This window comes from Flavobacterium plurextorum, assembly GCF_024638035.1.
GTDB lineage: Bacteria > Bacteroidota > Bacteroidia > Flavobacteriales > Flavobacteriaceae > Flavobacterium > Flavobacterium plurextorum.
Window position 1 is genome coordinate 1,500,166 of the sequence record NZ_CP100442.1, and the last position, 11,474, is coordinate 1,511,639.

Consider the following 11,474-nt stretch of genomic DNA (forward strand, 5'->3'; position numbering starts at 1 on the left):
TTATTTTCTGATATTCAATACTTTGATAATCTCACGATATCTGTTGATCTCTTTCTTTTTCAAGTAATCTAACAACGATCTTCTTTTACCTACTAATAGTACAAGAGAACGCTCAGTGTTGTAATCGTGACGATTTTTTTTCAAGTGTTCAGTTAAGTGACTAATTCTGTAAGTGAACAATGCAATTTGACCTTCTGCGCTTCCAGTGTTTGTTGCACCACCGTGTTGTGCGAAAATCTCTTCTTTCTTTTCTTTACTTAAATACATTCCAATATTATTTAATGATTTTTATGTATGTCAATACAACTTTTGTAAGACGGGTGCAAAAATACAACTTTTTTTTGAAAAATAAATAGTATTGAATCTTATTTTGTAATTATTGTTATTGGAAGCTTATAAAGAACTCTCGTTGGAATACCTCTGTATATCCCTGGATTCCATTTTTGAGCCTCATTAATGAGTTTAATTGCATTTTCATCCAATCCGTAACCAACACCTTTTATAACTTTTGGTTCAACTAAATTTCCTTCTTCATCTACAATGAAAGTCATATAGATCTTTCCCGAAACTTTATTTCTTGCTTCTGCAGGAATACGCATTGCTTTTGCAACATAACTATAAAAAGAATTGATTCCTTTTTTAGGAGCAGGCTGCTGTTGCTTTGTGGTGTAAAAATGTTCTACGTTTAAAGAATCGGTTGTTACTCCCGAAATTAAACTTCCATTTTCATATTTCTCGATAAAACTTAACTTTTTCTTTAAGTCTTTTCCTTTCCAATCAGCATCAGGCTGACCGTTTTTCATTTTGCCTTCTTCTTCGTAGTTTTCGGTTTTATCTGCATAGTCTCCATTTCCGTCAATAACTATTCGTTCTTTTTGTGGGTTCCAAAAATTATTGATTTTACGCTCAACTTTTCCCTTTTTGTCTACTGTATATTCAATTTCAGATTTTAAATCTCCATTTTCATACCAATTAAATTCTCTTCCAGATTTTTTGGCATTGACATATGATACTGTGGTTTTTTTATTTCCATTTTCATAATATGAAACAGATTGGCCTTCGTTTATCATGACATCTTTATCTGTAGTATTTGCAATATATTTTATTGCACCAGATTTATAATGGTCTTTGTAGACATAGGTTTTTTTTTCAGAATAATAACCTACAACGAGTCTTGTGTATTTGTAATTTTCGGGAGAGCTTGGCGTCCACAAAGAGTCGAGATAAATTAATTTATTAGCCGAAATAGTGTTTTGAGCAAACATATTTGCCACAGTAAAAAGAAATAGTAAAAGATGTAGAAATCGTTTCATAAAAGTTTAAGGCAAATGTTTGATTTAAATGGTTTCTTAAAATAAAGCAGCGACTTCTTGATTTACAAATTCTAAAAATCTTTCGTCAGCTTCAGTAAATGGATCAATAACATGGCTGTCAATATCTATTTGCCCAATATTTATTCCGTTTACAAACAACGGAACTACAATTTCAGATTTTACAGTAAAACTGCATGCAATATAATTATCCTGTGCTTTTACGTCTGGCACAACAAAATTAGCATTGCTTTCCGCTACTTGTCCGCAAATTCCTTTCCCAAAAGGAATTACAGTATGATCAGTTTCAGCGCCTACATATGGGCCTAAATGCAGTGTTTTGTTTTCATGGTTTGCAAAATAAAAACCTACCCAGTTGTAATATTCTACATTTTCATTTAATAATTGGCAGATTGCCAACAGTTTTTCGTCTCTAACAAGGTTATTGTCAGATACTATAGCACTTATTTTTGGTTGTAATTCTTGAAAAGTCATAATTTGAAAATTTTATACAAAAGTATTTAAAGCTGAACTCAAAAAATATATAAATTTGAAAAAAAAATCCGTTGAAAAAATATTTAATCCAGTTCAAGCCTTTTTTAGTTTTTTTGAGCACTTTTTTTTTCGTTTATATTGCATTAACATTATTGTACAAAGTGTATTTGGACGGATTTAAAGTTTATGAAGTTGACGGAATCACCAGTTTTGTTGGCCGCAATGTTGAACAAGTATTGAAGGGATTTAATTATGATGTAGAAGTTCAAGGAAATTCTTCAGATTCTTGGTTAGAAGTTTTTTTAAATAATGAACATGTAGTTCGTATTATTGAAGGTTGTAATGCTGTAAGTATTATGATTCTTTTTGTTTCCTTTATAATTGCATTTTCAGGAAAATTCAAGACGACACTGCTTTATGGTTTGTTTGGAGTTACATTAATTTACATTTTGAATGTTTTGCGAATTGCAGTATTAACGGTTTTGTTATTTCATTTTTCTCAATACACTCATTTTTTACATGGAGTTCTTTTTCCGTTGATTATCTACAGTTCTGTTTTTATCTTATGGTTTGTTTGGGTAAACAAATTTTCTAAATATGCTAAATAGATTTAAAGAGCATCGAATTAAAATATTCGCTTCCATCATTATTGTATTATGCTTTGTGTTAATACGAGCTTTAGAAGCGTCTTTGTTTTACGATCCTTTTTTGCAGTATTTCGAGTCTGATTTCAGCGGTGCACCATTTCCTAATGTTGATGTTTTTAGATTGTTTTGCAATTTGCTGTTTCGTTTTGCTCTAAATACAGTTTTGTCTCTAATGCTTATTTATGTATTGTTTAAAGATTTAGAAATTCTAAAGTTTACGGGTTATTTGTTTTTGTTTTTTTTTCTAGTTCTTTTTTCAATGTTCTTTATAATTATTCAATATTTTCAAGATAGCAGTTGGGCTTTATTTTATGTGCGAAGATTTATTATTCAGCCATTGTTAGTATTGTTATTTATTCCTGCATTTTATTATCAGCTTCAAAATTTAAAAAAATAACATTTTATTAAGTTTTTAATCTGAGAGTTTTTGGATACTTTTGCAGTATGAATTTAAAAAAGTGCACAGTATTATTTTTAGCGTTCTTGTTGTTGGTTTCCAACGCAGGTTTTGCTTTTGATGTGCATTATTGTGGAGGAGAGGTAGCTTCAGTATCTTTAAATACTACTGCTTCTGCAACACCGCAAAAGAAATGTTGTGAAACAAAAGAAGAAAAATCATCTTGTTGTAAAGACAAAGTTGTTCATTTTGAGAAAAAATCTGACAATGCAACTTTCAAAGTTTTCTTTTTTCAGCTTATAACGCCTGCTGTAATTCAAGAATATGACCCAATTGTATTTTTGTCTATTCCAAATTTCAAAAGCAATCAGATTACTTCTTATTATTCTGATGCTAATGCGCCCCCTTTATTTAAATTATATAATCAATATATTTTTTATTCCTGATTTTAATATTTAGAATCAAGCCTTTCTGGCTTGTTGTGTCCTGTTTTATTGTTTCTTGTCGAAGCTAAAACAGAAATTTCTAAATAATATTAAAATCTTTTTTTATGCAAAAAAATATCACGCTTTTTGTGATGTTATTGCTTTCTGTTTCTGCATTTTCGCAGGAAAATCTTGAGGAAGTAAAAATTACAAAAAAGCAAAAAGGACTTAAAAAGTCTTATACTCTTACCGCAAATACATCATTAATAACAAGTAAAGAACTTTTAAAAGCGGCCTGCTGTAATTTGGCAGAAAGCTTTGAAACTAACCCATCAATTGATGTTAATTTCTCGGACGCTTTAACAGGAACTAAACAAATAAAAATGCTGGGCTTAACGAGTCCTTATTTGTTGATTACTGAGGAAAACGTTCCTTCAGTTCGTGGTGCCTCTCAGGCTTACGGATTATCTTTTACGCCGGGAACATGGATCGAAAGTGTTCAAATTACAAAAGGAGCAGGAAGCGTTGTAAATGGTTTTGAAAGTATTTCGGGACAAATAAATACAGAGCTTTTAAAACCGTTAAATGACGATCCTTTCTTTTTAAACTTTTACGGATCTACCGATGCGCGTTTTGAACTAAATACTCATTTTAATAAAAAAATATCCGATAAATGGGCAACTAGTTTATTTGTTCATGGAAATGCGCGCGTTGCTAAAAATGATATGAATAACGATGGATTTTTAGATAATCCGCTGGGGAAACAAATCAATGTTTTAAATCGTTATCAATATTTTAATCCAGAAAGCGGCTTTGTTAGTTTTATCAATTTTAGATATATGAATGATAAAAAACAAACCGGCGAATTGGATTTTGACAAGGATACAGATCGTGGAACAAAAAATCACTGGGGATCAGAGATCAACACAGAGCGTTTTGATGTTTCTACAAAAGTTGGATATGTTTTTAAAGACATGCCTTATCAAAGTATTGGTTTTCAAAACGCTTTCAATACTCATAATCAAAACTCTTATTTTGGCTTAAATCAATACAATATTAAGCAGAATAGTTTTTACTCTAATTTAATCTTCAATTCGATTATCAGCAATACGATGCATAAATTTGCAACAGGGTTGAATTTTACTTACGATCAATATCAGGAATTTGTAAATGTAAATGATTACAGCCGTATAGATAATTCAGTTGGGGCGTTCTTCGAGTATACTTATGATAATACTGATAATTTTAGTTTGGTTTTAGGAGGAAGAGTTGACAATCATAATCGACTTGGTTTTTTTGTAACACCTAGATTACATATGAGATATAACCCTTGGAAAAATGGAGTAGTTCGTTTTTCTGCAGGAAGAGGAAAACGTTCGGCTAATATTTTTGCAGAGAATCAGCAGCTTTTTGCGAGTTCAAGAACATTTTCGATTCTAGATAACGGCGGGAAAATCTATGGTTTAAACCCCGAAATAGCTTGGAATTACGGTGTTAGTTTCTCACAAAAATTCCGTCTTTTCAATAAAAATGCAGAAGCAGGATTTGATCTTTATCGTACCGATTTTAAGAATCAGGCAGTTGTTGACCTAATGCAGAGTCCGCAAGAAGTTTTGTTTTATGATTTAAAAGGAAGTTCATTTGCGAACAGTCTTCAAGTTGAATTTAATTATGAGCTGATTCATAATTTAAATTTAAGAACAGCTTATAAATATTATGATATTCAAACAGATTATTTGAGAGGTACATTTCAACGTCCCCTTCAAGCGAAACATCGTTTCTTAGGGAATCTTGAATATGAAACTAATTTGAATAATAACAAGCAATGGAAATTCGATTACACTTTCAATTGGTCAGGTAAACAGCAATTACCTTATACGGCATCAAATCCAACTGCCGATCAATTTCCTAATTATTCGCCTTCTTATGCAGTAATGAACGTTCAAGTAACACGAGTTTTTTCTCCTGTATTTGAAGTATATGTAGGTGGTGAAAACATTGGAAATTATAAACAAGAAAAAGCAATTTTAGGTGCCAATGATCCTTTTGGACCAAATTTTGATGCTTCTATTGCGTATGCGCCAATTTTTGGGCAAATGTACTACGCTGGATTACGTTTTAGAATAAAATAAATTTTAATATAAATAATAAATAAAATGAGAAATATCGTATTAATTGCAATGATGGTTTTTTTAGGTTTTTCAGCTCAGGCACAATCTAAAAAGAATAAGAATTTAAAATACACAACAGAGGTTAACGGCAGCTGCGAACTGTGCAAAAAACGTATTGAAAAAGCGGCTTATAATGTGCCAGGTGTAAAAACGGCGACTTGGGATATTGGTTCACATCAACTTGCTGTGATTTTAAACGAAGAGAAATCATCAACAGCAGATTTAAATGCTGCTATTGCAAAGGTTGGGCATGACACAAAAGAAGTTAAAGCAACAGATGCTGATTATGAAGCTTTGCATTCTTGCTGCAAGTATGTGAGAGAATAACAGAGCCTTTTGAAAGCCCAAGTGAACCTTGGGCTTTTCAATAGTTAATTTATCTTTAAAATATGGCATTTAATTGTGGTTAAAACAATTTATTGTTAATTTCACGAACTTATAAGTATAACCAAATTCTTTTTATGAATAATTTTGATTGGACACAGTTAATAAACCCTGAATTTTATATAACTTTAAATATCGGAGGTTTTGAAATTGGGTTATTTATTGTTCTGTTTATAGTTTATGCTGAAACAGGACTTTTCGCAGGCTTTTTTCTGCCAGGAGATAGTTTACTTTTTTTAGCAGGTATTTACAGCCGTGACTTAATTCAAAATGTGGCATATATTCCAGGCGACTTTTTAAATGTATTTTTGCTTGCATTGGGAGTTGCTGTAATGGGGGTTTTGGGTAATATGACAGGTTATTGGTTTGGTGCCAAAAGCGGTTATTACTTATTTAAGAAAGAAGACTCTTTTTGGTTTAAAAAGAAATACCTGTTGCAGTCAAAAGATTTCTTTGAAAAATATGGTGGTAAAGCAATTATTTATGCTCGTTTTCTGCCAATTTTTAGAACTTTCGCGCCAATTGTTGCAGGGATAGTTTCTATGGATAAAAAGAAATTCATGTTTTACAATATTTTAAGTTCTTTCTTATGGTCGTTTATCTTGATTTTTGCAGGACATTATTTATACGGTGTCTTCTTGAAACAAGGAATTGATTTAAAGCACCATATTGAATACATTATCATTATTATTGTTGTCATTTCTACTTTCCCGGTTTTGGTTAAGCTTTTAAAGAAAAGACCAGCTGAGAAAATCTAAAGAAAATCTATAAATAAAAAAAGTCCGAAGTTTAAACTTCGGACTTTTTTTATGTCTCTAATTAACGCATGAAGATTACTCTATAAGATATCATTCTTGGAACGACAATACAAGTATAGAAGATCGTGTTTTTTTGTTTGCTTGGGTTTAATCAAAGAAATAGAGATGGTGCATTATGTCTCAGTACTAGAAACTACTGATAGTTATAAAGTGATGATATAAAAAAACTGCAAATCAGTTTGAAAAAGCTGAGTTGCAGTTTATATTAATTTTTTATTGTTGAAATAGAAGATATTTCTACGTTTGGTATTTTGAGATTAAAAAAATGGAAGACTTAAATCTTACCATTCATTTACTTTATTGGCATCCATCTTCAAGAAAATAAATAATAAAATAGTGAATCCCCATAAACCAGAACCTCCATACGAAAAGAAGGGTAGAGGAACTCCAATGGTTGGGAAAATTCCAATAACCATGGCAATGTTTACAAAGAAATGGGTGAATAAAATTCCTGCAACACAATAACCATAAACACGGCTGAATTTGGTTTTTTGCCTTTCAGCTAAATAAATTACTCTCAAAAATAAGCCCACAAAAAGTAAAATAACTACTAAAGAACCAGCAAATCCCCATTCTTCACCTACAGTTGTAAAAATATAATCGGTATGTTGTTCAGGAACGAATCCTCCTTTAGTTTGTGTGCCTTCTAAAAAGCCTTTTCCTATCCATCCTCCGGATCCAATTGCAATTTCAGATTGGTTGGTGTTATAACCAATACCTTTCATATCTACAGTTTTTCCTAAAAGAATATTGAAACGGTCTCTGTGGTGTTGTTTAAAAACGTTATCAAATACATAATCAACAGAAAGTACGAAACCTGACATTACTGCTAATAAAATAGCGCTTAAAATAATGTTTCGATCTACTGCTCGTCCTTTAAAATGTATAATAATAAGTACTCCTAACGCAATCAAAATAACGGCATAGGGCTCTAAAACAAGAGTTAATACAAATAAAAGGATAGTGATAAAACCTGTCCAAACGTACCAAGAAGGAAGTCCTTCTCTAAATAAAACAAGGATAAAAACACTATATATTAATGCACTTCCAGGATCGGGTTGAGGCAGAATCAGCATTACTGGTAAAAAAACGATTGCTAATGCCTGCAACTGTCTATTCGTTTCTTTAAGGTTAATTTGTGTGTCACTTAAATACTTAGCTAATGCTAATGATGTAGCAGCTTTTGCAAACTCAGATGGCTGCAAAGTGAAGCTTCCAATAGCGTACCAGCATCTTTGTCCTGCAATAGTTTTTCCAAAAAGAAACAATCCGGCTAATGATAACAGAGATACTCCAAATATTATACTGGCATATTTTTCGTAAAATTTTCCATCAACAAAAAGCACAACAAAAATTAAAGGAATAGTACATCCAATAAAGATTAATTGCTTTTGGTAAGTTCCATCCGTTGATAATAGTGATGACGAATAAATATTCAGCCACCCTAATATTACCAATGCAATATAGATAAAGACACTTATCCAGTCAATGTTATTTTTTACACTTTGATTTTTCATTTGAAATAATCTTTCTTAGTTCTTTTTAGTAGTGTCTATTGTTGTTTTTTTAACTTCTGTTTTTGGAGCTGTCGTTTTTGGGGTAATAATTTTAGCTTTTAAAATGGAATCTTTTGGTGTAGATTCGATTTTACTAGCTTCGCTCATTCCTCCTAGTTTGGCATATTCGCTCGCTAAACTTTTATTTAAAACACGAATCTCTAAATCAGTTCTCGTTATTTTTTTTCTTAAATACTTCTCTATCATTAAACTCGCAATCGGACCAGCTACTGTTGCTCCAAAACCTCCATTTTCAATCATAATCGCAATCGCGATTTTTGGATTGTCTTTTGGTGCAAATGCAACAAAAATAGAGTGGTCTTTAAGCTGTGTTCTTTTACCGTTAATTTTTGCAAAGTTTTCAGCTGTACCCGTTTTTCCGCAAATATCAATTCCTTCAACTCTTAAGGCATGTGCCGTACCTTTATTGTACACATCAAATAAACCGCTTATAACAGGCGGAAAATATTTTTGGTCAATAGAAGTAGTGTGTTTAGTTGTAAATTTTGGATCAATTTTTTCACCTTCAATTTTTTTAATGATATGAGGCGTGTAATAGTATCCTTGATTTGCAACAGTTGCCATCATATTCGCAAGCTGAATAGGTGTCATTAAAACCTCTCCTTGGCCAATTGCATTCGAAACAATTGTTGTGCTTCTCCAGCCTCCGTTAGGATAAATTCGTTTATAGGTTTTAGAATTTGGGATATTACCTCTTTTTCCTGTTGGTAAATCATATCCCATAAATTGACCTAAACCAAAACTTCTCATATGGTCACTCCAAACATCTACAGCTTTACCTGGATTTGCATATTTGTTAATAGTTAACATGTATGCTTGAGCAAAGTAAGTGTTGCAGGAATTATAAATACCGTTATGCAATTGATGAGGTCCAAATCCGTGACATTTCATAAAGCGGCCACGTCCATAACTAAATCCATGATGACACATAAAAGTAGTTTGTTCGTTGATAACGCCTTCTTGCAGAGCTGCTAAACCAGTTAAAATTTTAAACGGAGAACCAGGAGGGTACTCGGCTAAAAGTCCTCTGTCATACAACGGTTTTGCAATCGAATCATGATATAAAAGAGTATAGTTTTTAGAACGTTGTCTTCCAACTAGGATTCCTGGGTCATATGACGGAGCGGTTACTAATGCTAAAATCTCTCCTGTTTTAGGTTCGATAGCAACAATTCCTCCTCTTTTATTAATCATTAACTCTTGGCCATACTTTTGAAGTTCAGCATCAATAGTTAAATTAATATCTTCTCCTGCAACAGCGATCGTATCGTATTTACCTTCTTTATAAGAGCCGATTTCACGGTTGTATTTGTCTTTCTGAATGTATTTTACACCTTTTATACCGCGTAAAACTTCTTCGTAGCTTTGTTCAACACCTTGCTGTCCAATTAAATCACCACTGTTATAATAAGGGTTTTTTGCAATTAAAGCCTCATTTACTTGTGTAATAAAACCAAATATGTTGGCGCCATAATCGACTTCGTAATCACGAAGAGAACGTTTTTGAAAATAAAAACCTTCGTATTTCCTAATTTTCTCTTGGAAAGCAGCAAATTCATTTTTATTTAACTGCGCTAAAAATACTGATGGTAATCGTGGACTGTAAACTTTTGCTTTAGCAACTCTTTTCTCGTAATCTTCGGGAGTAATGTTTAGTAAGGCGCAAAACTCTGGAATATTCAGATTTTCTTTAATATCTCTAGGAATTACCATGATATCGTAAGAAGCCTGATTGGCAACCAGTAATTTGCCATTTCGGTCATAGATATATCCTCTTTCTGGATAATCATAGACTTTTTTAATGGCATTGTTTTCTGATTTCAATTTAAACGAATCATCAATGATCTGCAGATAAAATATCCGCATTACTAGCAAAGATGCTGCAATAATAATTAAAGAGGGCAGCAGAACTTTTCTCATCGTTTATTGGGCTTAATAAGATAAATTATTATAATTGAAGTGATTATTGTAAAAATGGTGCTGAACAAGGTTCGCAGTAAAATGTCTAGTATAAATTTAAATTGAAAAGCTTCTAATGTAAATAGTATAATATGATGCAATAAAACAGATACTAGAATAAATGAAAACCTTTCGGGTGTTAAAGATTCATTTAGTTTAATAGTTTGATATTCATAACTTAAACCGAATGAAAATTTAAAGATATAAGGCCTGTAATAGGCTAGAATTACACAAGCAGTTGCGTGAATTCCGCCAGAATTACAAAACATATCCATCATCAATCCTAATAAAAAACTAGAAATAATTAATCCTGCTCTATTGCTGTTCACAGGATATAATATAATATACAAGATATATGGGAAGGGACTTATGTACCCTAAAAAATTCATATTATTGAAAATAACAACCTGAATTGCTAGTAAAATAATAAAACGAAGAATATTGACTAATAAAGCGCTATTCATCTTTTTCCTTGTTTTTGTTTTCTAAATTAATAAGTTCTTCTCTGTCCTTACTTTTGATAATATAAACATGTCCTAGATTTGTCATATCGTTAAATAGTTTAACGTTTATAACATAGTAACTTGTGTTCTTTTTGATGTAAATTTTATCTACAGTTCCAATGTTTATTCCTTCAGGGAAAATCACTGATTGCCCGCCGGTAACAATGGTGTCGCCTTTTCTAATAGAAGCTAATCTTGGAACGTCTTCAAGTTGAACAAAACCAGTACTTTTTCCATCCCAAGTTAAAGAACCAAAGTGATTTGATTTTTTGATTTTAGCATTAATTTGAGATTTCATGTTCAAAATACTCACAACAGTCGAATATCTCGGCGATGTATTATCTACAACTCCAATAATCCCTAAACTGTTAATTACTCCCATATCTTGCTTAACTCCATCGTTTGCTCCAGAGTTTAAGGTGATATAGTTTTCATGAGTATTATAAGAGTTGTGAATTACTTTTGATACAATAATATCTGCAGGTTTTACTCCTTTTATACTATCGGCCAAAGGTATTTTGGTAGTATCCTCTTTGTTGAATAAAAGACTTTTTAATCTTGCATTTTCAAGTACAAGTTCATCATTTTCAGATCTTAAATTCAAATATTCGTTGATGTGATTGATTCTTTCGTAAACGCCTCCGCTTAAAAAATTTGCGGAACTGATTACTCTGCTTCTGTGATAGGAGTGTGACTGAATTGTGAGCGTCAACGAAATACCTAAAAGCAGCAAAAACAGTAATCGATTACTGTTTCTTAAAATGAAATTAAAAATTTGCTGCATTTCT

Annotated in this window: 13 protein-coding genes; 6 read left to right on the plus strand and 7 right to left on the minus strand. The window is 31.9% G+C overall.

Annotated features, from left to right (window positions below; all coding sequences use genetic code 11):
* The 3 genes from rpsO to NLG42_RS06940 all read right to left on the minus strand — a co-directional run bounded on the left by rpsO (position 1) and on the right by NLG42_RS06940 (position 1,805).
* Positions 1-267, minus strand: a complete 267-nt coding sequence (rpsO, locus tag NLG42_RS06930; RefSeq protein ID WP_089057420.1) for a 30S ribosomal protein S15 — start codon at positions 265-267, stop codon at positions 1-3.
* A 98-nt stretch (positions 268-365) separates the two neighbouring features.
* Positions 366-1,313: an energy transducer TonB gene (locus NLG42_RS06935; RefSeq protein WP_257683339.1), complete on the minus strand. Its 948-nt coding sequence runs from the start codon at positions 1,311-1,313 to the stop codon at positions 366-368.
* 36 nt (positions 1,314-1,349) lie between these two features.
* Positions 1,350-1,805 (minus strand): GAF domain-containing protein, encoded by a 456-nt coding sequence (locus NLG42_RS06940; protein WP_089057422.1) that lies wholly within the window; start codon positions 1,803-1,805, stop codon positions 1,350-1,352.
* A gap of 71 nt (positions 1,806-1,876) precedes the next feature.
* Here NLG42_RS06940 and xrtF point away from each other — a divergent pair, with 71 nt between their 5' ends.
* The 6 genes from xrtF (at position 1,877) to NLG42_RS06970 (ending at position 6,587) form a co-directional block, all read left to right on the plus strand.
* Positions 1,877-2,413 (plus strand): exosortase family protein XrtF, encoded by a 537-nt coding sequence (gene xrtF, locus NLG42_RS06945; protein WP_257683340.1) that lies wholly within the window; start codon positions 1,877-1,879, stop codon positions 2,411-2,413.
* Positions 2,403-2,849, plus strand: a complete 447-nt coding sequence (locus NLG42_RS06950) for an exosortase F system-associated membrane protein (protein WP_099717625.1) — start codon at positions 2,403-2,405, stop codon at positions 2,847-2,849. Before xrtF ends, NLG42_RS06950 begins: the two co-directional genes overlap by 11 nt.
* Before the next feature lie 47 nt (positions 2,850-2,896).
* Positions 2,897-3,295, plus strand: coding sequence for an HYC_CC_PP family protein (locus NLG42_RS06955; protein WP_257683341.1), 399 nt, complete (start codon positions 2,897-2,899; stop codon positions 3,293-3,295).
* Between the two features lie 104 nt (positions 3,296-3,399).
* On the plus strand, positions 3,400-5,406 hold the full coding sequence (locus NLG42_RS06960; protein ID WP_089057426.1) for a TonB-dependent receptor plug domain-containing protein: 2,007 nt from the start codon (positions 3,400-3,402) through the stop codon (positions 5,404-5,406).
* Positions 5,407-5,430: 24 nt separating this feature from the next.
* Positions 5,431-5,772, plus strand: coding sequence for a heavy-metal-associated domain-containing protein (locus NLG42_RS06965; RefSeq protein ID WP_089057427.1), 342 nt, complete (start codon positions 5,431-5,433; stop codon positions 5,770-5,772).
* A gap of 134 nt (positions 5,773-5,906) precedes the next feature.
* Complete coding sequence (locus tag NLG42_RS06970) at positions 5,907-6,587, plus strand: DedA family protein (protein WP_089057428.1); 681 nt, start codon at positions 5,907-5,909, stop codon at positions 6,585-6,587.
* Positions 6,588-6,928: 341 nt separating this feature from the next.
* Here the strand turns inward: NLG42_RS06970 and rodA are convergent, their stop codons facing one another.
* The 4 genes from rodA to mreC are packed head-to-tail and all read right to left on the minus strand — an operon-like array spanning position 6,929 to position 11,470.
* Positions 6,929-8,164, minus strand: coding sequence for a rod shape-determining protein RodA (rodA, locus tag NLG42_RS06975; protein ID WP_089057429.1), 1,236 nt, complete (start codon positions 8,162-8,164; stop codon positions 6,929-6,931).
* Between the two features lie 15 nt (positions 8,165-8,179).
* On the minus strand, positions 8,180-10,144 hold the full coding sequence (mrdA, locus tag NLG42_RS06980; RefSeq protein ID WP_089057430.1) for a penicillin-binding protein 2: 1,965 nt from the start codon (positions 10,142-10,144) through the stop codon (positions 8,180-8,182).
* The gene (locus NLG42_RS06985; protein WP_089057431.1) at positions 10,141-10,647 is read right to left on the minus strand and encodes a rod shape-determining protein MreD; all 507 of its coding nucleotides are present in this window, start codon (positions 10,645-10,647) and stop codon (positions 10,141-10,143) included. The genes mrdA and NLG42_RS06985 overlap by 4 nt, the downstream gene beginning before the upstream one ends.
* Complete coding sequence (gene mreC / locus NLG42_RS06990) at positions 10,640-11,470, minus strand: rod shape-determining protein MreC (protein ID WP_089057432.1); 831 nt, start codon at positions 11,468-11,470, stop codon at positions 10,640-10,642. The genes NLG42_RS06985 and mreC overlap by 8 nt, the downstream gene beginning before the upstream one ends.
* Positions 11,471-11,474: the final 4 nt, after the last annotated feature.

Bases quoted from the DNA above. Each gene is read 5' to 3' on its own strand.
- mrdA (WP_089057430.1), bottom strand. From the start codon at position 10,144: ATGAGAAAAGTTCTGCTGCCCTCTTTAATTATTATTGCAGCATCTTTG.
- mreC (WP_089057432.1), bottom strand. From the start codon at position 11,470: ATGCAGCAAATTTTTAATTTCATTTTAAGAAACAGTAATCGATTACTG.
- NLG42_RS06935 (WP_257683339.1), bottom strand. From the start codon at position 1,313: ATGAAACGATTTCTACATCTTTTACTATTTCTTTTTACTGTGGCAAAT.
- NLG42_RS06965 (WP_089057427.1), top strand. From the start codon at position 5,431: ATGAGAAATATCGTATTAATTGCAATGATGGTTTTTTTAGGTTTTTCA.
- NLG42_RS06970 (WP_089057428.1), top strand. From the start codon at position 5,907: ATGAATAATTTTGATTGGACACAGTTAATAAACCCTGAATTTTATATA.
- rpsO (WP_089057420.1), bottom strand. From the start codon at position 267: ATGTATTTAAGTAAAGAAAAGAAAGAAGAGATTTTCGCACAACACGGT.
- NLG42_RS06985 (WP_089057431.1), bottom strand. From the start codon at position 10,647: ATGAATAGCGCTTTATTAGTCAATATTCTTCGTTTTATTATTTTACTA.
- NLG42_RS06950 (WP_099717625.1), top strand. From the start codon at position 2,403: ATGCTAAATAGATTTAAAGAGCATCGAATTAAAATATTCGCTTCCATC.
- NLG42_RS06940 (WP_089057422.1), bottom strand. From the start codon at position 1,805: ATGACTTTTCAAGAATTACAACCAAAAATAAGTGCTATAGTATCTGAC.
- rodA (WP_089057429.1), bottom strand. From the start codon at position 8,164: ATGAAAAATCAAAGTGTAAAAAATAACATTGACTGGATAAGTGTCTTT.
- NLG42_RS06955 (WP_257683341.1), top strand. From the start codon at position 2,897: ATGAATTTAAAAAAGTGCACAGTATTATTTTTAGCGTTCTTGTTGTTG.
- NLG42_RS06960 (WP_089057426.1), top strand. From the start codon at position 3,400: ATGCAAAAAAATATCACGCTTTTTGTGATGTTATTGCTTTCTGTTTCT.